The sequence below is a fragment of the Streptomyces sp. NPDC037389 genome, assembly GCF_040636475.1.
Taxonomy (GTDB): Bacteria; Actinomycetota; Actinomycetes; order Streptomycetales; family Streptomycetaceae; genus Streptomyces; species Streptomyces hesseae.
The window spans coordinates 1-19,348 of sequence record NZ_JBEZUS010000011.1 but is presented as its reverse complement, the minus strand read 5'-3'; the positions used below and the strand labels follow the sequence as shown (position 1 = coordinate 19,348).

The following is a 19,348-nucleotide window of genomic DNA, read 5'->3' as shown; positions in this document are numbered from 1 at the left end:
ACGGCTGCATACGTCGCAGGGGGAATGGCCGAAGCCCCATGGCACCCGCGGGAAACCGCCGGCGGACCGTGCCCGGCCCTTACGGGATGACGACCACAGGCCGCTGCGCCCGGCGCGCCAGCCGGCCCGCCACGGAACCGAAGATCCGGCCGACCAGACCGTGGGTGGAGCCCACCACGATGGCGTCGGCGGCGTATTCGCGCCCGACTTCTTCAAGTTCGTGGCAGATGTCCCCGCCGCGCTCCACCAGGATCCAGGGCACCTCGGAAAGGTGGTCGGCGCAGGCCAGTTCCAGGCCCAGGACCTCCGTGCGGTGATCGGGGACGTCCACGAAGACCGGCGGCTCACAGCCCGCCCAGACGGTCGTCGGCAGCCGGTTGGCCACATGGACGATGATCAGCCCCGAGCCCGAGCGCCGGGCCATACCGATTGCATACGCAAGCGCCCGCTCACTCGACATGGAACCGTCGAAGCCCACCACGACGCCGTGCCGGAACGCCGGATCGCAGGAATGACGTGTTTCTTCCGCCGCTTCGGGATTCGCTGCCTGATCGGCGATCCGCTTGCGGTCCGCGGGTTCGGAGAATTCGTGACCGGCCATCGGTGTCTCGGCGAAGGAAGCCTCTGGTCGAGGGGATCGGCGGTGGACTGGTTGGAGTTGTCGAGGGGCACCCGCTGATGGATCTTGGACGGCCAAATCCGTCCGGGATTCATCTTTTCAAGTGCTTACCCCCCAGGGTACGGCGACAGTCGCTGCCTGCCCAGAGGCCGCCCGCCGGGCCGGCGGCCCCGTGGGCGGTTCCCCGGAGCATGCACGAGCGCGGCGCGTAGCGCAATGGCCCGGGCTCACACCCCCTGCTACCCACTCCCCAGTGACCCACGCCCCCGACTGGCCGTTGTTAGTACCGCCATCAGCCGCCAGCAGGGAGCCCTTCCGTGCCCGGAACCCATGATTTCGCCCACGAGGAGAAGCCCGAGGGGCCGTCCCCCGATCCGGTGAGCGACGTGGTCCGCTGGGCGGCCTTCAGCTGTGCCCTGGTCCCGGTCGTCCTGCTGATGTGCGGTCAGTCCTTCGGCGGCGCGGCCGGCACGGCCGCCGGTCTGGTGGCACTCACCTGCGTCTGCCACGGACTCCTGCGTCAGTCCGAGCGCACCGCCGCAAAGGTGTCCGCGGAACAGGCGTCGCCGCACCGGGGCCGGCACGGCCGGACGGGCGGCGGAAGCCATCGCGGAGCCCGTCGGCAGGGGCCCGGTAGCCCCGCCGACTGACCCCCTCGCACGCCTGCACCCATATGTTTTCAGCCAACTTCGGCCCGAACTTCATACCTCGGCCGGAACCCCTCTCATCAGCCGGTCGACCAGCAAGGAAACAACCGCTGAGGGCGGTTGCCGACTGAGGAGTGTGGGCAGGGGCGAGAGGCGTACTTTTCACCGGAGCCTGCAAGTGCAACGCTTCGTGATCGAACGCTTCACGCCAAGTTGTCATGTCGATTTAGAGGCGGGTGGTGAACTGGTCACCGCGTCTCCAAGCGACGCAGTAGATTCGATCTTGGCCATGACCGGCGGGGGAACCGTTCAGGACCGAGGGGAAACGTGCAGGACCGAGAGGACTCGACCGCCGAGGGGGGCTTAGCGCCATGAGCCAGGACTCCACGACCGTACCGGAGACCGCGCGCAAGCTCTCCGGACGCCGCCGCCGGGAGATCGTCGCCGTACTGCTTTTCAGCGGCGGCCCCATCTTCGAAAGCTCCATCCCGCTCTCCGTGTTCGGCATCGACCGGCAGGACGCGGGAGTCCCCCGCTACCGATTGCTGGTGTGCGCGGGCGAAGATGTGCCATTGCGAACGACCGGCGGCCTGGAATTGACCGCACCGTACGGCCTGGAGGCGCTCTCCAGGGCCGGGACCGTCGTCGTACCGGCCTGGCGGTCGATCACCCAGCCGCCACCCGCCGCCGCGCTCGACGCACTGCGCCGGGCCCATGAGGAGGGCGCCCGCATCGTCGGGCTGTGCACCGGTGCCTTTGTACTGGCCGCCGCGGGCCTGCTCGACGGCAGGCCCGCCACCACCCACTGGATGTACGCGCCCACGCTCGCGAAGCGCTATCCGTCGGTCCATGTGGACCCCCGGGAGCTCTTCGTGGACGACGGCGACGTACTGACGTCCGCGGGCACCGCGGCAGGCATCGACCTGTGCCTGCACATCGTCCGCACCGACCACGGCGCCGACGCCGCGGGGGCCCTGGCCCGCCGGCTCGTCGTACCGCCCCGCCGCGCCGGCGGGCAGGAGCGCTACCTCGACAGGTCTTTACCCGAGGAGATCGGCGCCGACCCGCTGGCCGAGGTCGTCGCCTGGGCGCTGGAGCACCTCCACGAGCAGTTCGACGTGGAGACCCTGGCCGCCCGCGCGTATATGAGCCGTCGCACCTTCGACCGGCGGTTCCGCTCGCTCACCGGGAGCGCCCCGCTCCAGTGGCTGATCACTCAGCGGGTGCTCCAGGCGCAGCGGCTCCTGGAGACCTCGGACTACTCCGTGGACGAGGTCGCCGGACGCTGCGGCTTCCGCTCGCCCGTGGCCCTGCGCGGCCACTTCCGCCGGCAGCTGGGGTCCTCCCCCGCCGCCTATCGGGCCGCCTACCGGGCGCGCCGGCCGCAGGGCGGTCCGGTGGACCGGCCGGAGCGGGGCGAGCGACCGGAGCGCGCGGAGCGCGGCGACCGGTTCGACCGGCCGGATCCACTGGAGCCCCGGCCTGGGGAGCCGTCGCTGATGGCGATGCGCCGTGCGGCGATGCCCGCCCACGCGATGACGGGCGCGCCTCTGGGCGCTCCCCCGCCACCGGGTGGACATAGCGGACATATCTCTCACTCGCCGGGACATGGCGGCGGGCACGGGGTGGGGCCGGGGGATCCGGGGAAGCCGGAAACGGACCTCTACGCTCCGCGCCTGCCCGGACAGCGGGAACGCCCCGTAGGGTGAGACGTATGAACGATCGCATGGTGTGGATCGACTGCGAGATGACCGGGCTCTCGCTGTCGTCCGACGCGCTCATCGAGGTGGCCGCGCTGGTCACCGACTCTGAGCTGAACATCCTCGGGGACGGCGTGGACATCGTCGTCCGCCCGCCCGCCGAGGCGCTCGCCACCATGCCCGAGGTCGTGCGCGAGATGCACACGGCCTCCGGGCTGCTCGCGGAGCTGGACGGCGGGACCACCCTCGAGGACGCCGAACGGCAGGTCCTGGAGTACATCCGCGAGCACGTCCCGGAGCCGGGCAAGGCCCCGCTGTGCGGAAACTCGGTCGGCACCGACCGCGGTTTCCTGCTGCGGGACATGCCCGCGCTCGAAGGCCACCTCCACTACCGGATCGTGGATGTGTCCTCGGTGAAGGAGCTGGCCCGCCGCTGGTTCCCCCGCGCCTACTTCAGCAGCCCCAAGAAGAACGGCAACCACCGGGCGCTCTCGGACATCCGCGAGTCGATCGCCGAGCTCCGCTACTACCGCGAGGCGATCTTCGTCCCCCAGCCCGGCCCGGACTCCGACACGGCGAAGGCCATCGCGGCCAAGCACGTCCTGCCCGTCGAGGCGGAAAGCCGCAGCCAGGCATAGTGACGCAGCTCGCTCCCGGCGAAGCGAAAGCTGGGAGCGAGCACCCCTGAAGACCCTGTAGACTTCTTCTCGGCCGGTGGGAAACACGGAAACAAACGCCGGACGTGGTGGGTATAGCTCAGCTGGTAGAGCACCTGGTTGTGGTCCAGGATGTCGCGGGTTCGAGTCCCGTTACTCACCCTGATCGGGAAGGTCCCGGTCCGCTCAAGCGGACCGGGACCTTTTCGTTTTGTAGTCCTCAGGAGTGACACAGGGGGCGGTCAGGAGACGTCGGCCCTCTGTCCGGGCAAAGCTGATGTGCCGGTACCGGACGAAGGGTCATGACCGATGGCACAAGGCACAGTGAAGTGGTTCAACGCCGAAAAGGGATTCGGCTTCATCACCCAGGACGACGGAGGCCCGGACGTGTTCGTCCACTTCTCCGCCGTCCAGGGCACCGGGTTCAAGGAGCTGCACGAGAACGACAGGGTCGAGTACGACGTCACCCCGGGACAGAAGGGGCCGCAGGCGGAGAACGTCAACGTCCTCCGGTCGTGACCGCCTGGTCGAACGGCCCCTACCGCCGACGGATCCTGCTGTTCGTCGTCGCCGCCGTCCTCGTCCTCGGGGTGAGCCTGCTCGATGGCTGTGCCCGGGACGGCGAGGACGGGGACGCCCGGAGTGCCCGGCGGACCACGATCACCATCGGCACCTTCGGTGTCTTCGGCTACAAGCAGGCCGGCCTCTATATGGAGTACGAGCGGCTCCACCCGGGCGTCACGATCAAGGAAACCGTGATCGACCGGAACGAGGCCTACTACCCCCAGCTGCTCACCCACCTCGCGGCGGGCAGCGGTCTCGCCGACATCCAGGCCATGGAGGTCGCCAACGTCCATGAGCTCGCCATCGCGCGGGGCGACCTCTTCGAGGACCTGTCCCGCGCGAAGGGCGTCCACCGGGGCGACTGGCTCTCCTGGAAGTGGGCGCAGGCCACCACCCCCGACGGCCGGACCATCGGCCTCGGCACGGACATCGGGCCGATCGCCGTCTGCTACCGGAAGGATCTCTTCCGGAGTGCCGGGCTCCCCACGGACCGGGAGGCGGTCGGCAGGCTGTGGGCCGGGGACTGGCGGCGCTATCTGGAGGCCGGCCGGGCCTACCGCCGCCGGGCCCCGGCGGGCACGGTCTTCACCGACTCGGCGGCCGGGCTCTACAACGCCGCCGTGCACGGCTACCCCGAGCGTTACTACGACCGCGGGGGCCGCCCCCGCTACCGGAACGGCCCCGCCGTCCGGTCCTCCTGGGACCTGGCGACGCGGGCCGCCCGGGACGGGCTGACGGCCCGGCTCAAACAGTTCGAGAAGCCCTGGGACCAGGCGTACGCCAACGGCCGCTTCGCCACCGTCGCCTGCCCGCCCTGGATGCTCGGCTACATCAAGGAGAAGTCGGGCACGGCGGGCCGGGGCCAGTGGGACGTGGCCGCCGCGCCCCGGCCGGCCAACTGGGGCGGCTCCTTCATCGGCGTGCCCCGAGCCGCCCGGCACCGGGCCGCCGCGATCGACCTCGCGGTCTGGCTGACGGCCCCCGCCCAGCAGGCCAAGCTGTTCGAACGACAGGCGGGCATCCCCTCCACCCCGGCCTCGTACGCCATGCCGGAGGTCAGGGACGCGCGCAACCCCTACTTCGGCGACGCGCCCATCGGGCAGATCTTCACCGAGGCGGCCCGGCACGTCCCGACGCTGTTCTTCGGGCCGCGCGAACAGCAGATCGGCCTCGCGTTCACCGAGGTCGGCATCCCCCAGGTCGAGCAGCAGGGCAGATCGCCCCGGGACGGCTGGCGGGCGGCACAGCGGGAGATCGACAACGCGGTGGACGAATGACCGCCACGACCACGGTCGTGGAGGGCGCGGCCAGCGCTCCCGGGGACCGGCGGCGCGGCAGGGACGACCCGCGCGGCCGCCTCCACCGCTGGGACCTCCGCTACAGCCCCTACGCATTCGTCGCCCCGTTCTTCCTCTTCTTCACCGCGTTCGGGCTCTTCCCCCTCCTCTACACCGGGTGGACCTCACTGCACCGCGTGGAGCTGACGTCCCCCGAGCGCATGGAGTGGGCGGGCCTGACCAACTACGCCCGGCTGCTCGGCAACGACTTCTTCTGGAACGCGCTGCGCAACACCTTCACCATCGGTGTGCTGTCGACCGTGCCCCAGCTGCTGATGGCGCTGGGCCTGGCGCACCTCCTCCACTACCGGCTGCGCGCCGCCATCTTCTGGCGGGTCGCCCTGCTGACCCCGTACGCCACGTCCGTCGCCGCCGCCACGCTCGTCTTCGTCGTCCTCTACGGGCGGGACTACGGGATGGTGAACTGGGCGCTGGAGGCGGCAGGCGTCGGGCCGGTCGACTGGCAGAACGGCACCTGGAGCTCTCGGTGCGCGGTCTCCTCGATCGTGATCTGGCGGTGGACGGGTTACAACGCGCTGATCTATCTGGCCGCCATGCAGGCCGTGCCCGACGAGCTCTACGAGTCGGCGGCGCTCGACGGCGCCTCGCGCGCGCGGCAGTTCCTCCACATCACCGTGCCGGCGCTACGGCCGACGATCCTTTTCACGGTCGTCGTCTCCACCATCGGAGCGACCCAGCTCTTCGGCGAGCCCCTGCTGTTCGGCGGGGCGGGCGGCCAGAAGGGCGGCGCCTCGCACCAGTTCCAGACCCTGGGGCTCTATCTCTACGAGCAGGGCTGGTTCGACTACCACCTGGGGCGCGCCTCGGCCGTCGCCTGGACGATGTTCCTGCTCCTGCTGCTGATCGCCGCCGTGAACGCGCTGCTCGCGCGGTGGCTGGGGAAGGACCGGTGAGGGGGCGACGTGACCACCGACATCGGTACCGGCATCGGCGGACCGCGGACCGCGGCGGCACGGCGGGCCGGGCGGCAGTTGCGCGCGGGGCCCATGGCCTACGCCGTCCTGACGCTCTTCACCGCCGGCTCGCTCTTTCCGCTCGTGTGGACGGCGGTGGCCGCCTCCGGCGACAGCGCCCGGCTGGCGCACACCCCGCCGCCGCTGTGGTTCGGCGGCAGGCTGCTCACCAATCTCGGCACGGCGTGGACCGACGCCCGGATGGGACTCGCCCTCGCCAACACCGCGCTGGTCGCCGGGACGGTGGCGCTGGGCACGGTGCTCTTCTGCACCATCGCCGGCTTCGCCTTCGCCAAGCTGCGGTTCCGCTTCCGGCGGGCGCTGCTCCTGCTGACGGTCGGCACGATGATGGTGCCGCCGCAGCTGAGCGTCGTCCCCCTCTTCATGATCGTGGCACGGCTGGGGTGGACGGACCAGTTGCGGGCCGTCGTCCTGCCGGCGCTGGTGAGCGCCTTCGGTGTGTTCTTCATGCGGCAGTACCTCGTCGAGGCGCTGCCCGACGAGCTGATCGAGGCGGCCCGCGTGGACGGGGCGAGCAGCGTGCGCGTGGTGTGGCACGTGGTCTTCCCCGTCGCCCGGCCCGCGATGGCCGTACTGGGGATGCTCTCCTTCGTCCAGGCGTGGAACGACTTCTTCTGGCCCGTCATCGCGCTGACGCAGGAGAACCCGACCGTGCAGGTGGCCCTCACCGGGCTCGGCCGCGGCTATGTCCCCGACCAGGCCGTGGTGATGGCCGGGGCGCTGCTGGGCACGCTGCCGCTGCTGCTGGCCTTCACGCTCTTCGGCCGGCAGATCGTCGGCGGCATCATGCGCGGCGCGCTCAAGGGCTGACTCCCCCACCGTTCTCCCCTCTCCTTCCGGAGTGTGCGACATGACCGTGGACTTCCCGCCCGGCTTCCTCTTCGGCGCCGCGACCGCCGCCTACCAGGTCGAGGGCGCGGCCGCCGAGGACGGCCGCACCCCCTCCATCTGGGACACCTTCGCCCGGGCGCCGGGACGGGTGCTCGGCGGCGACACCGGGGACACGGCGACGGACCACTACCACCGCCGCGCCGAGGACGTCCATCTCATGGCGGAGCTGGGACTGGGCGCGTACCGCTTCTCAGTCTCCTGGCCCCGGGTCCAGCCCACCGGCCGGGGCCCGGCCTCGCGGCGCGGGCTCGACTTCTACCGGGCGCTCGTCGACGACCTCCTCGCCCATGACATCCGCCCTGTGCTGACGCTCTATCACTGGGACCTGCCACAGGAGCTGGAGGACGCGGGCGGCTGGCCCGAGCGCGACACCGCCCAGCGCTTCGCCGACTACGCCCGGCTCGTCGGCGAGGCGCTGGGCGACCGCGTCGAGCTGTGGACCACCCTCAACGAGCCCTGGTGCAGCGCCTTCCTGGGCTACGCGGCCGGGGTGCACGCCCCGGGCCGTACGGACGACGAGGCCGCGCTGCGGGCCGCGCACCATCTCAATCTGGCGCACGGCCTCGGCGCCCGGGCGCTGCGCGCCGTGCTGCCCCCGGGGGCCCGGCTGTCCGTGGCGCTCAACCCCGCCGCCGTACGGGCCCGTACGCCCTCGCCCGGGGATCAGGACGCGGCGCGGCGGGTGGACGCCCTGGCCACCCGTATCTTCACCGGGCCCATGCTGCACGGGGCGTACCCCGAGGACCTCCTCGCGGACACGGCGGCCATCACGGACTGGTCGTTCGTACGCGGCGACGACACGGACGTCATCCGGCACCCCCTCGACGCGCTGGGCATCAACTACTACGCGCCCACAGTCGTATCAGCCGCCACTGACAATCCCCCGCCGCGTGCCGACGGCCACGGCGGAGGGGAGGCCTCCCCCTGGCCGGGTGCCGGGAGTGTGGCCTTCCACCGGCCGCCGGGCAAGCGCACCGCGATGGACTGGGCCGTCGATCCCACAGGCCTGTACGACCTGCTGACGCGGTTCGCCCGGGAGTCCCCCGGGCTGCCGCTGATCGTCACCGAGAACGGCGCCGCCTACGACGACAAGCCGGGCGCCGACGGCACGGTCGACGACCCCGAGCGGATCGCCTATCTGCACGCCCATCTCGAGGCCGTGCTGCGGGCCCTCGGCGACGGCGCGGACGTCCGGGGCTACTTCCTCTGGTCGCTGCTGGACAACTTCGAGTGGGCGTACGGCTACAGCAAGCGCTTCGGCGCGGTGTACGTGGACTACGCCACGCTGGCCCGTACGCCCAAGTCCAGCGCGCGGTGGTACGCGCGGCTGGCGCGGACGGGACGGCTGCCCTTCAACTAAAGGGCCTTCAACTAAAGGGCTTTCAGCTGAAGAGCCTTCAGTTGAAGACGGAGGGCGGCGGGGCGGGCGAGGGCCGGGCGCCGGCATCGGTGACGGGCACGGCGCCACCGGTGAAGTCGAGGAGCGCGCGGCCGTGTTCGACCCGGCCCTGGTGGGGGTCGGTGGCCGCCCGGCGGGTGAGCTCGGCAACGGGCAGTTCGCGGTCGGAGGCCAGCAGCACGGCGTTGCCGAAGCGCCGGCCGCGCAGCACGGCCGGGTCGGCGGTGAGGCACAGCTCGGGGAAGACGGTGCGGACGGTCGCTATCTGGGCCTTGAGGTGGGCGAGGGGCGGGCCGTCGGCGAGGTTCGCGGCGTAGTGGCCGCCGGGGCGCAGGGCGCGCCGTACGTCGGTGACGAATTCCGTGCTGGTGAGGTGGGCGGGGGTGCGGGCGCCGCTGAAGACGTCGGCGATGATCAGGTCCGCCCAGCCGTCCGGGATCCTGGCGAGCCCTTCCCGGGCGTCGGTGCCGCGCACCCGGATGCGCCAGCTCGTCTCCAGCGGCAGCTCGGCCCGTATGAACTGGACCAGGGGCGCGTCTATCTCGACGATCTGCTGGGTGGAGCGGGGCCGGGTGGCGGCTATGTACCGGGCGAGGGTGAAGGCGCCGCCGCCCAGGTGGACGGCCTGGATGGGCTTGCCGGGCGGTGCGACGAGGTCGGCGATGTGGCCGAGCCGCCGCTGGTAGGAGAAGTCCAGATACGCGGGGTCGTCCAGGTCGACATGGGACTGCGGGGCCCCGTCGATCAGCAGGGTGCTGCCGCGGGGCCGGTCGCGGTCGGGGACGAGCTCCGCGAGACCGCCCGCCACCTGCGCGGATATCGATTCCGCGGCGCGTCCGCGCCCTTGCTTCTGCTTGCCCTTCGCCACCCCTCCAGTATCGCCGGTGCGGGCGGGTGGGCCCGGCCGGGCCGCTAGCGGCAGCGGTCGACGGCCTCGATGGTGCGGGCGGCCTCGCCGAGGGCGGCGCGCAGCACGGCGGGGTCGGTGGCGGAGCCGTAGGCGGCGTCGGGGGCGACCAGCCAGCCCGTGCCGTTGACGGGGGGCTCGGCGGCGCTCGTCCGCAGGCCGCGGCCGTAGGTCTGGGTGCAGGCGCTGCCGGGCAGGTCCCAGCCGTCGGCCGTGCCGGGCGGGACGAGGAAGCCGAGGGTGTCGCAGTCGCCGTCGTGGAGGACGGGGCCCACTCCGTCGCGCAGCCGCAGGATGTCGACGGCCTCCAGGCCCTGGCGCGCGGGGACCGTGACCAGGTCGCAGGGCCGTCCCTCGGCGCCGTCCGCACCGGTCCGCGGCGGATACGGGGACGTGCTGTGGTCCTGGAGCGGCTGGTGCAGAGCCGTCGTCCGCGAGCCGCCGATGTCCACTCCGGCCTCCACCACGGGAAACCCCTCCTCACGCCGCGCCTGTGTCCAGGTCGGGATCCACGCCGAGCGCGCTCGCGCTCTTCGGGTCCAACGCGTGAACGCGTCAACGGCTACGGCGCCATGCCGCCGCAAAGGATGGCAGTTCATGGCGGATGACAGGTGGGATATCCGTTTTGTAGTCAAACAGCAGGTAGCGGAATCGCCACAGTCGGTACGGTCGTCACGCCACACGGCAAGCACAGCCGCCCGCCCCGCGGGTTGCCCATCGGGGCGGCTCGCCAGGAGAGGGTCCGGCCATGGCGTCGCCCCACGCGTCCTCGTCACCCCGTCCGAACCTCGCGTTCCGGCAGTTGCGCGGTCCGCGTTCACCAGGGGAATTCGCGGCTGCCGTACGTCGTGCGGCCCGGGAGATCGGCGAACACGTCTCGTGCGACGCGCGCTACATCGGGCGTGTGGAGTCCGGGGAGATCCGCTGCCCCAACTACGCCTACGAGCGAGTGTTCCGGCACATGTTCCCCGGTCGTGAGCCGGCGGACATGGGCTTCGCACCCCGCGAGACCGTGCGTGGCAGGGGGGCGCGCAAGAAGGGCTCCGCGCCGCCCGGTCCATCCGAGAGCCCCGCCGAAAGCCGTACCTCCTCCGGTGCGGCGGAGAGCTCCACCGAGAGCAGCGAGGAGAGCGACGTGTTGCGTCGCGCGTTCATGACCTCCGGTACGGCCGCCGTGGCCGCCGCCTCCCTGGGCGCCGGCCCGCGCGGGGCCCACCGGCGCCACGCGGGAGAGACCGAGGCCGCCGCCGTCGAACAGGCCGTGCGGCACATCCGGCTGCTCGACGACCGGCACGGCGCGGACGGTCTCTACCGGCGCGCCGCGCGCCCCCTGAAGGCGGCGTACGAGCTGCTGGACGCGGAGACCAGACGGCGGTCGGTGGCCGACCGGCTGCACTCCGGCGCGGGCGAACTGGCGATCTCCGTGGGCTGGCTGGCACACGACTCCGGCCGCTTCGCCGACGCCCGATCCCACTACGCGGAGGCCCTGGCCACCGCGCGCGTGGCCGGGGACCCGGCGCTGGAGACCCATGCCTTCTGCAACATGGCCTTCCTCGCCCGGGACGCGGCCCGCCCCCGCGAGGCGATCCGCGCCGCGCAGGCCGCGCAGCGGGCGGGCCGGCAGCTGGGGTCGGCGCGGCTGATGTCCCTGCTCACTCTGCGGGAGGCGGGCGGCTGGGCACGGCTGGGCGACCGGCCGGCGGCCGAGGAGGCGCTGGTACGGGCCCGGACGCTCTTCGACCGTGGCGCGGCGGAGGCCGACCCGGAGTGGATGACCTTCTTCGGCGAGGCCGAGCTGGAGGGCCTGGAGGCCCAGTGCTGGTCCGCCCTGGGCGACTGGCGCCGCGCGGCGGACCACGCGGAGCGGGCGGTCGCGCTCCAGGACCCGCACTTCGCCCGGAACATCGCGCTCTACACCGCGCAGCTGGCGGGCGACCTGGCCCGGGGCGGGACCCCGGACGCGGCGGCCGCGTCCGGGGAGAAGGTGCTGGGGCTGCTGGACCAGGTCCAGTCGGCCCGCATCAGGACGATGCTGTCGTCGACCGCCCGTATGTTGCGCCGTCACGTGTCAAACCCGGTGGTGTCGGGTTTCCTGGCCCGCCATGAGGCCGTGCGGCCCGCTTGAGGGTGGGCCCGGGGCGGGGGTCTTTTCGGTGGTGGGGTGCCCCGGTCCCGCCCCTTCCCCGCCGCGACGGCGGGACGCCCCACGGCGGTGACCGGCGGTGCCGCACCGGCCTCAGGGCCGGCCCCCCGGTGAGCCCACCGAGCCGTCAGGCGAGGTGACCCGTGTCGTTCCAGCGCTCGATCGCCGGCGCCCCGTACGCCCAGCCCAGGATGGACAGGGAGGTCGGGTCGAGGCGGATGCGGGAGCCGAAGAAGATGTCCTCGCCCATCCACCGCGCGGCGATGGTCCGCAGGATGTGGCCGTGGGCGAAGACGAGCACGTCGCGGTCGGCCGAGCGGGCCCACTCCACGACCTCGTCCGCGCGGGCGGCGACCTCCGCCCGGGTCTCGCCCTCCGGGACGCCGTCGCGCCAGATGAGCCAGTCGGGGCGACCCGCCTTGATCTCGGCGGGGGTCATGCCCTCGTAGGCGCCGTAGTCCCACTCCATCAGCGTGTCCCACTCGGTGGCCCGGTCGCCGAAGCCGGCCAGCTCGCAGGTCTCCTTGGCGCGGACGAGGGGGCTCGTCCGGATCTCCACGTCCGGCAGGCCCTGCCACGGGGCGCGGTGCAGCCGCTCGCCCAGCAGCTTGGCGCCGCGCCGCCCCTCGTCGAGGAGGGGGATGTCCGTGCGGCCGGTGTGCTTGCCGGACAGCGACCACTCCGTCTGTCCGTGCCGGGCCAGCAGGATGCGCGGTGCCATGGCGAGAGTCCTTACGAGGTGCGTGCGGTGATGATCGTGTACCCGGGTGAAAGGCGTGAAGTCGGTCACCTCGGCCACGGGTGAGTTTCGCTCCCCATCATCACTCACTTCACCAACGGGCAACCCTCCGGCCACTACCGGCGTCTCCACCCCCACACCTGGGGGTTCGGGTGGACTCACGGGGCGGTGTGCGAGAGATGTGGCGTACGCCGTACGGTTGCATATTGCGCTTATTGGCCGCCTGAACACATGGAGAGCGTCCGGATGTACACCGCACCACTGGGGAAGCGGCCGCGCTGGTGGACCGAACTGCCACTCATAGCCGTGGTGTACGGGCTCTACTCGGCCGGGCGGCTGCTGGTCAGGGGCGATGTGCAGTCGGCCGTCGATCACGGCGTGGCGATACTCGATCTTGAAAAAACGTTCCGAATAGACATCGAGCCCTCGCTCAACCGGCTGTTCACCGATCATTCGGCGATAGGCATACCCGCCGATTTCGCCTACGCGGCCCTCCACTACCTCCTCACCCCTGCGCTTCTGGTCTGGCTCTTCAGGCGTCGCCCCGACCACTACCGCCGGATGCGCACCTGGCTGATGATCTCCACCCTCATCGGCCTCATCGGTTTCACCCTCCTGCCCACCTGCCCGCCCCGCCTCCTCGACCCGTCCTTCGGTTTCGTCGACACGATGCGGCAGTACTCCGAGTACGGCTGGTGGGGCGGCGACGCCAGCGCCCCCCGCGGCCTGGGCGGGCTGACCAACCAGTACGCGGCCATGCCGAGCCTCCACGTGGGCTGGGCCCTGTGGTGCGGGGTCGTGCTCTGGGCGCAGGGCCGTAAGACCTGGACCAAGGTCGCGGGCGTCGCCTATCCGCTGGCGATCACCCTCGTGGTGATGGGCACCGCCAACCACTACCTCCTCGACGCCGTCGCCGGCGCCGCCGTGATGGGCGCGGGCTTCCTGCTCACCCGCCCGGCGCTGCGGCTCGCCGAACGGATCCGCGCCCGCCTCGCCCCGGCGGCGCCTTCCGTACCTGCGGAAACGGCCGTGGCAACGGCGAATGTCAGTGCCGGGTGCGAGACTTCGGCGGGTACAGCGGGTACTGCGCCGTCCCGGGTTCGCCCGGGGGCGCCGGAGAGACTTCGCGAGGCGGACGCCAGTGATCAGATCCCCCGACAGCCGGCCCGGGACGGGGCCGGGGAGAGCCGCACCGACGGCGCTGCGACAGCGGCTCGCTGAGCTGCGCGGCCCCTCCGTCGCGCCCGTCCCGCTCGACGCCCGCGCACTCGCGGCGCTCGCCGCCAACCCCGGCTGTCACCGCCGCGCCCTGCTCGACGGGGCGGGGGTCGACAAGGCGGCGCTGGCACGGGCGGTGGGCGCGCCGGTGACGTTCGGGCAGTCGCAGTTCGCGTTCGTGCGCGGCCATTCCTTCGAGGCCCGCGCCAAGGCCGACGGCGGCACGGAGCTCGTCCGCCTGCTCCACGAGCGGTTGGCCGACGGCTCCCCCGAGCCCGTGCCGGGCTCCGTGGACACCCCCGACCTCTCCGCCACCGGCCTCGAGGGCCGTACGGCGCGTACGTCCCTCGCCCTGCGCGAAGCGACCGCCGCCGGGCGGTGGGCCGTGCTGGACCATCCCTTGCTGGCGCTGACCGTCGCCGGGACACCGGCCTATCTGGAGCCGGACGCGATCGTCGTCCATCCCGACGGCGGCTGGACGGTCGTCGAGATCAAGTCCTTCGCGATGATCGACGGCTCCGCCGACGCGACGAAGGTCGGCGCGGCCGCCCGGCAGGCGGCGGTGTACGCGCTGGCGCTCGAGGCCGTGGCCGAGCGGGTCGCGGAGGGCAGGGCGGCGGTGCGCGACCAGGCCCTGCTGGTCTGCCCGAAGGACTTCTCCAACCTGCCGGACGCCGCCCTCGTCGACCTCCGCAAGCCGCTGGCCACCACGCGCCGTCAGCTGGAGCGGCTGACCGGCGTGGCGGAGATCGCCGCCGGGCTCCCGGAGGGCACGACCTTCGATCTGTGCCCGTCCGACGACGGCCGCACCCCGACCCGGCCCGCCGGCGAGCTGGCCGAGGCGCTGGACGCGGTCGCGGCGGCGTACGCGCCGGAGTGCCTCGCGGCGTGCGAGCTGGCCTTCCACTGCCGGGCCCGGGCCCGTGCGGCGGACTCCGTCCAGACCCTGGGGCGCGGCGTCCGCGCGGAGCTGGGTGGCCTGACCACCGTCGCGTCGGTCCTCGCCGCCGCGTCGGGTGAGGCCGGCTCCCCCGACGACCCGGCGGTCGCGGCCCTCCGCCGCGCCGCCGCGCTCCGTTCGGAGGCGCTGACGCCGGCACTGACCTCAGCCGACGAGGGCGCGGGTGCGGGCCGCCGGAAGGAGCCCACCGCATGTCGCTGATCAGTACCCTCGCGCGGATGGAAGCCGTCCGGGACGGGCGGGCGCGGCCTGTCGTCACCGTGCGGCATCGGCATCTGGCCGAGCGGCCATGTGTCTTCGTGCCGTTGACGACCGCCGGTGAGGCCGGTGCGCCGCTCGGCGCGATGGTGGGGACGGACCGGGACGCGCCCCGGCTGTTGTTCGTGGCGCAGCCGCGCGACAGGGATCTGCGGTCCGCGTTCCTCGCCGAGCTCGCCGACGTGCTCCTGCCGTACTTCGAGGAGTTCGGCGACGCCGTCGAGCTGGAGCAGCGCAAGGAGACCGACCCCGGCACCGGGAAGAAGGTGCCCGTCGAGGTCGAGCTGTGCGCCGACGCCCCGCAGCTGCTGGTGCCGGGCGCGGCGGGCGTGGAGTACGTCCGGCTGCTCGGCCGGTCCATGCGCTTCCGGCGCACCGCCGACCAGGACCCCGACGCTCCCCACCCCGCGCCGCCGCGCGTGCCGATGCTGGGGCGCTGGCTGACGCACTTCGGGGAGCGCGCCCGGGTGCCCGGGGCGTCGCTGCTGCTGGCGATGACCCAGGCGCTGGGCCGGCACTGGGCGACGGGCCAGAGCGTGCTGGAGGACCAGCACCTCGGCTCCCTCCTGGCCTGGATCGACCCGCCGCACGACGTGCCGGGCCCGGAGGCGGCGCTGCGCGTGGAGCTGGAGCGCGGGCCGGAGGGGCTCCTGGTCCACCCGCCCGCCGGCCCCGCCACGGACCCGGTCTTCGACAACAAGCGGCTGGCCCCCGCCGTCGCCCGCTACGACCGGGCCCGCGCGGCCGTCCTGGAGGCGTCGGCGCACCGGTTCGCGTCGGCCCGGGCCGAGCTGGCCGCCGCCGAGAGCGGGATCGGCGAGCTGCTGGCGACGCAGCTGCGCCCCACCTGGGACGCCGTCTGGCACGGCGTCGACCTGCTGCGGACGCTCCCGGAAGGCGCTCGGGTCGCCGAGCGCTGGAAGCGCGACCGCTGGTCGTACACCGCGCACCGCGACCGCGTACGTGCCGGGGAGCCGCCGCAGCCGCGGCGGGACGACGCGGTCACGGCCGCGCGCAAGCTCGCCTCCCGCGAGAGCGCGCAAGCGCAGCTCGACGCCCAGGAGGCGCTGGACGATCCGCTGGTGATGGCGGGCCGGCGGCTGGCCGGGGAGGCGTTCGCGGGGGAGGTCGCCGAGGTGGTGATGGAGTACACGGAAGCGAAGGTCCCGCGTCCGCGCCCGCTGGTGACCGTCCGTACGGCCGACGCCCCGCATCTCGCGGAGGGCGTCGCGCTCCACCGCGCCCTGCCGGACGGCAAGGCGCAGTCCGCCGAGTTCGTGGCGTACGGACCGCCGCCCGGCGTGGACGGCCCCGGCGCCCTCACCGTGCGGCTGACCGGTGGCATGGGGCGCGGCAAGGTGCCCGACGCGGGTTCCGTGCCCGAGGTGGGCGACCGGGTGTGCTGGACGCTGTTCGAGCACGCGCCCCGGGGCGGCCCCGAGCTGCCCGACCCCGAGCGGACGCCCTGGACCCATGGCGGCCCGCCCGCCGAGGGCCCGGCCGAGGCTCCCGACCCGGTGACCGCGGAGGACCTGCTGTGACCGTTCCCCTGGCGCGCGAGCGCGCCTTCGACCCCGCCGCGGCGGCCACGGCGGCCACGGACGCGATCCTGCGCGACACGCTGCACGGCCCGCACCGCGGTGTCGTGGTGGACTCGCCGCCCGGCGCGGGCAAGTCGACGCTGGTGGTGCGGGCGGCCCGGGAGCTGGCCGCCGCCGGCCGCCCGCTGATGATCGTCGCGCAGACCAACGCCCAGGTCGACGACCTGGTGCTGCGGCTGGCCGAGCAGGATCCCGGGCTGCCGGTGGGCCGGCTGCACAGCAATGAGCGCCACCCCTACGACCCGGCGCTCGACACGCTCGACTCGGTCGTGACCGCCGCGAAGGCGGCGGACCTGGCCGGGCTGGACGTGGTGGTCTCCACGGCGGCGAAGTGGGCGCACACCAAGGTGACCGAGCCCTGGGGCCACGCGATCGTCGACGAGGCGTACCAGATGCGCTCGGACGCGCTCCTGGCGGTGGCGGGGCTGTTCGAGCGGGCTCTGTTCGTGGGCGACCCGGGCCAGCTGGACCCGTTCAGCGTGGTGGGGGCGGAGCAGTGGGCGGGGCTGTCGTACGACCCGTCGGCGAGCGCCGTGAGCACGCTGCTCGCCCACAACCCGGGGCTGCCGCAGCACCGGCTGCCGGTGTCGTGGCGGCTGCCTGCGTCGGCGGCGCCGCTGGTGTCGGCGGCCTTCTATCCGTACACCCCGTTCCGCAGCGGCACGGACCACGGCGACCGGCTGCTGTCCTTCGGCGTGCCCTCCGACGGCTCGGGCCCGGACCGGGTGCTGGACGAGGCGGCCGAATCGGGCTGGGGCCTGCTGGAACTGCCCGCGCGACACACGCCGCGTACGGACCCGGAGGCGGTGGGCGCGGTGGCGCTGGTCGTCCGCCGGATGCTGGACCGGGGCGGGGCCGTGACCAGCGAGCGTTCGCCGGATCCGGCGCCGCTGACCGCCGACCGGATCGCGGTGGGCACGGCCCACCGCGACCAGGCCGCGGCGGTGCGGGCGGCCCTTGCGGAACAGGGGGTGACCGGGGTGACAGTGGATACGGCGAACCGGCTCCAGGGCCGTGAGTTCGACGTCACGGTCGTGCTCCACCCGCTGTCGGGGCGCCCGGACGCGACGGCGTTCCATCTGGAGACGGGCCGCCTGTGCGTGCTGGCCTCACGGCACCGGCACGCGTGCGTCGTGGTGAGCCGCGCCGGCGTCGACCGCCTGCTGGACGAGCACCCGTCGACGGAGCCGGTACGGCTGGGGGTGACGATGAAGTTCCCCGATGGCTGGGAGGCGAATCACGCGGTGTGGGCGCATCTGGCCGAGCACCGTATCTCCTGGAGGCCGTGAGCCGATGCCGCCGGGCGTGCCGCGGGCGTGCCCACCGGCGCCGCCGGGTGGTGCGGGGCGGGGCGTGCGGCCGGGGCGGGGCGGGGGCGCACTTGCGCGCGGCAGGACAATGGATGACGGTGCAGACGATTCTGGAGGTATGTACATGTGCGAGCCGAAGCAGGCTCCCGGTGCACGGGACGGTGAGGGCCCGCGCCGCCTGAAGCCCGCGCAGCTGCTCTTCGAGCCACCCGAGGCCGTCGCCGACCCCGAGCACTTCTTCGACCTCGAATCGATCGAGGACCCGCGCGAGCTGCTGGCCCGCTCCACCGAGCTGGCCCTGGCCTTCCGCGCGGCAGCGGACCGGGCGACGGAGTTCCAGGCGGTGGCGGCGGCTCAGCTCGCCGATCCCCGGCGCTTCGACAGACTGCCGACGGCGGTGATCGCCGAGCGGGCGGAGTGGAGCGAGGACTACACGAAGAAGATGGTCGAGTTCGGCCGTGACCTGCTGCGCGGCAGCACCCAGGCCGACTGACCCGGCCCACGACCGGACGGCCCATGGTCCTCGATCATGGGCCGTTGGCATATGCGGCGCACAAGGTAGCGCACCGCCTCCTCCCCTGTCCCGGTTTCCCGGAACTACCCCGGACGGCCCCCCGTCCTGCCAGGAGCATGGGGCCATGAGCTCCCGGCCGTACGACCCGCGCCCCGTCCGCCACCGGCCCACGCCCGTCCCCTCACCCGCGCCCGCACCCTCCCCCTCCTGGGCGCCGCCCGCCCCCGCCTTCGTCACCCTGGCCGGGGCCGACTGGCTCGCGTCCGCCGGCAGAGCGCCGCACGAGGTGCACGCCCTGTGGGCCGACGACCCCATGGCCCCGGTCGCACTCCCCTGCGGCAAGGTGTTCGACGTGATCGACGCCCCGGCGCTCTTCGGCCGCCGGATACTGGCCCGGCTGTGGTCGCCCGGCGGTCCCGGTTCCGGGCCGGTGGCGGCCCAGCGCGGCAGGCTGCTGCTGTTCGCGGCGCCCGGCACGGCCCAGCGGCTCCCCGCGCTGCTGGCCTGGGAGGAGTGGGGCCGCCGGGACCGTACGGCGCCCCCGCTGCTCTGCTACGGCACGGGCGACGCCGTGACCGTCCCCCCGCTCTACCCCCCGCTGGAGGGGAGCGAGCCCACGCCGGTCGTCGCCCGCTGGCTGATCGCCCCCGAGGTGCGCCACCCCCGGCTGCCCGGCGCCGACGCCCTGCTGTGGGCCTGTGTCCGGGCCGCCCGGGCAGGCGTCTTACCCACCTCCACCGGGGGCTGAAACATACGGATTTTCTTTACACCGGATCGGGGTGCTAAAGTCTTCCACGTCAGCAGGCGCCGCTAGCTCAGTTGGTTAGAGCAGCTGACTCTTAATCAGCGGGTCCGGGGTTCGAGTCCCTGGCGGCGCACAGACGGTCGA

Annotated in this window: 19 protein-coding genes and 2 tRNA genes; 17 read left to right on the top strand and 4 right to left on the bottom strand. The window is 73.1% G+C overall.

All coding sequences use genetic code 11. The features are described from left to right. Nucleotides 1-79: 79 nt before the first annotated feature. Complete coding sequence (locus AB0E98_RS24055) at nucleotides 80-601, bottom strand: universal stress protein (RefSeq protein WP_126918008.1); 522 nt, start codon at nucleotides 599-601, stop codon at nucleotides 80-82. A gap of 335 nt (nucleotides 602-936) precedes the next feature. Here AB0E98_RS24055 and AB0E98_RS24050 point away from each other — a divergent pair, with 335 nt between their 5' ends. The 9 genes from AB0E98_RS24050 (at nucleotide 937) to AB0E98_RS24010 (ending at nucleotide 8,769) form a co-directional block, all read left to right on the top strand. After that, complete coding sequence (locus AB0E98_RS24050; protein ID WP_361706058.1) at nucleotides 937-1,269, top strand: hypothetical protein; 333 nt, start codon at nucleotides 937-939, stop codon at nucleotides 1,267-1,269. Between the two features lie 368 nt (nucleotides 1,270-1,637). Then, nucleotides 1,638-2,975, top strand: coding sequence for a helix-turn-helix domain-containing protein (locus tag AB0E98_RS24045; RefSeq protein ID WP_361706056.1), 1,338 nt, complete (start codon nucleotides 1,638-1,640; stop codon nucleotides 2,973-2,975). Nucleotides 2,976-2,980: 5 nt separating this feature from the next. Next, on the top strand, nucleotides 2,981-3,604 hold the full coding sequence (gene orn / locus AB0E98_RS24040; protein WP_361706053.1) for an oligoribonuclease: 624 nt from the start codon (nucleotides 2,981-2,983) through the stop codon (nucleotides 3,602-3,604). A gap of 107 nt (nucleotides 3,605-3,711) precedes the next feature. Next, nucleotides 3,712-3,784, top strand: a tRNA-His gene (locus tag AB0E98_RS24035). 147 nt (nucleotides 3,785-3,931) lie between these two features. Then, nucleotides 3,932-4,141 (top strand): cold-shock protein, encoded by a 210-nt coding sequence (locus AB0E98_RS24030; protein ID WP_361706050.1) that lies wholly within the window; start codon nucleotides 3,932-3,934, stop codon nucleotides 4,139-4,141. Continuing rightward, a complete protein-coding gene (locus tag AB0E98_RS24025) occupies nucleotides 4,138-5,463 on the top strand; it encodes an ABC transporter substrate-binding protein (RefSeq protein ID WP_361706047.1) in 1,326 nt (441 codons plus the stop codon). Before AB0E98_RS24030 ends, AB0E98_RS24025 begins: the two co-directional genes overlap by 4 nt. Beyond that, a complete protein-coding gene (locus tag AB0E98_RS24020) occupies nucleotides 5,460-6,437 on the top strand; it encodes a sugar ABC transporter permease (protein WP_361706045.1) in 978 nt (325 codons plus the stop codon). The genes AB0E98_RS24025 and AB0E98_RS24020 overlap by 4 nt, the downstream gene beginning before the upstream one ends. 93 nt (nucleotides 6,438-6,530) lie before the next feature. Continuing rightward, nucleotides 6,531-7,328 carry a carbohydrate ABC transporter permease gene (locus AB0E98_RS24015; RefSeq protein ID WP_361706438.1) on the top strand — a complete coding sequence of 266 codons (798 nt, stop codon included), beginning with the start codon at nucleotides 6,531-6,533 and terminating at the stop codon, nucleotides 7,326-7,328. Nucleotides 7,329-7,368: 40 nt separating this feature from the next. Further along, the gene (locus tag AB0E98_RS24010; protein ID WP_361706042.1) at nucleotides 7,369-8,769 is read left to right on the top strand and encodes a GH1 family beta-glucosidase; all 1,401 of its coding nucleotides are present in this window, start codon (nucleotides 7,369-7,371) and stop codon (nucleotides 8,767-8,769) included. Between the two features lie 37 nt (nucleotides 8,770-8,806). On the opposite strand, the gene AB0E98_RS24005 is transcribed toward AB0E98_RS24010, so the two are convergent. Then, nucleotides 8,807-9,676, bottom strand: a complete 870-nt coding sequence (locus tag AB0E98_RS24005; protein ID WP_361706040.1) for a fused MFS/spermidine synthase — start codon at nucleotides 9,674-9,676, stop codon at nucleotides 8,807-8,809. 44 nt (nucleotides 9,677-9,720) lie between these two features. Then, entirely contained in the window at nucleotides 9,721-10,182 is a 462-nt protein-coding gene (locus AB0E98_RS24000) for a hypothetical protein (protein WP_361706037.1), read from the bottom strand. A gap of 281 nt (nucleotides 10,183-10,463) precedes the next feature. Between AB0E98_RS24000 and AB0E98_RS23995 the strand changes: the two genes are divergently transcribed. Further along, nucleotides 10,464-11,840 (top strand): tetratricopeptide repeat protein, encoded by a 1,377-nt coding sequence (locus AB0E98_RS23995; protein ID WP_361706034.1) that lies wholly within the window; start codon nucleotides 10,464-10,466, stop codon nucleotides 11,838-11,840. A 145-nt stretch (nucleotides 11,841-11,985) separates the two neighbouring features. Here AB0E98_RS23995 and AB0E98_RS23990 read toward each other — a convergent pair whose 3' ends face one another. Further along, complete coding sequence (locus AB0E98_RS23990; RefSeq protein WP_361706031.1) at nucleotides 11,986-12,579, bottom strand: histidine phosphatase family protein; 594 nt, start codon at nucleotides 12,577-12,579, stop codon at nucleotides 11,986-11,988. 264 nt (nucleotides 12,580-12,843) lie between these two features. On the opposite strand from AB0E98_RS23990, the gene AB0E98_RS23985 reads away from it, so the two are divergent. The 7 genes from AB0E98_RS23985 (at nucleotide 12,844) to AB0E98_RS23955 (ending at nucleotide 19,337) form a co-directional block, all read left to right on the top strand. Further along, nucleotides 12,844-13,818 (top strand): phosphatase PAP2 family protein, encoded by a 975-nt coding sequence (locus AB0E98_RS23985; RefSeq protein ID WP_361706028.1) that lies wholly within the window; start codon nucleotides 12,844-12,846, stop codon nucleotides 13,816-13,818. Next, entirely contained in the window at nucleotides 13,742-14,977 is a 1,236-nt protein-coding gene (locus tag AB0E98_RS23980) for a hypothetical protein (protein WP_361706436.1), read from the top strand. Before AB0E98_RS23985 ends, AB0E98_RS23980 begins: the two co-directional genes overlap by 77 nt. Further along, on the top strand, nucleotides 14,968-16,575 hold the full coding sequence (locus AB0E98_RS23975) for a hypothetical protein (protein WP_361706025.1): 1,608 nt from the start codon (nucleotides 14,968-14,970) through the stop codon (nucleotides 16,573-16,575). Before AB0E98_RS23980 ends, AB0E98_RS23975 begins: the two co-directional genes overlap by 10 nt. After that, nucleotides 16,572-17,924: an AAA domain-containing protein gene (locus tag AB0E98_RS23970; protein WP_361706023.1), complete on the top strand. Its 1,353-nt coding sequence runs from the start codon at nucleotides 16,572-16,574 to the stop codon at nucleotides 17,922-17,924. The genes AB0E98_RS23975 and AB0E98_RS23970 overlap by 4 nt, the downstream gene beginning before the upstream one ends. A 145-nt stretch (nucleotides 17,925-18,069) precedes the next feature. Next, the gene (locus AB0E98_RS23965) at nucleotides 18,070-18,438 is read left to right on the top strand and encodes a hypothetical protein (RefSeq protein WP_361706020.1); all 369 of its coding nucleotides are present in this window, start codon (nucleotides 18,070-18,072) and stop codon (nucleotides 18,436-18,438) included. 145 nt (nucleotides 18,439-18,583) lie between these two features. Beyond that, nucleotides 18,584-19,207, top strand: coding sequence for a bifunctional DNA primase/polymerase (locus tag AB0E98_RS23960; RefSeq protein WP_361706018.1), 624 nt, complete (start codon nucleotides 18,584-18,586; stop codon nucleotides 19,205-19,207). Between the two features lie 56 nt (nucleotides 19,208-19,263). Beyond that, nucleotides 19,264-19,337: transfer RNA gene (locus tag AB0E98_RS23955), tRNA-Lys, on the top strand. Nucleotides 19,338-19,348 lie beyond the last annotated feature (11 nt).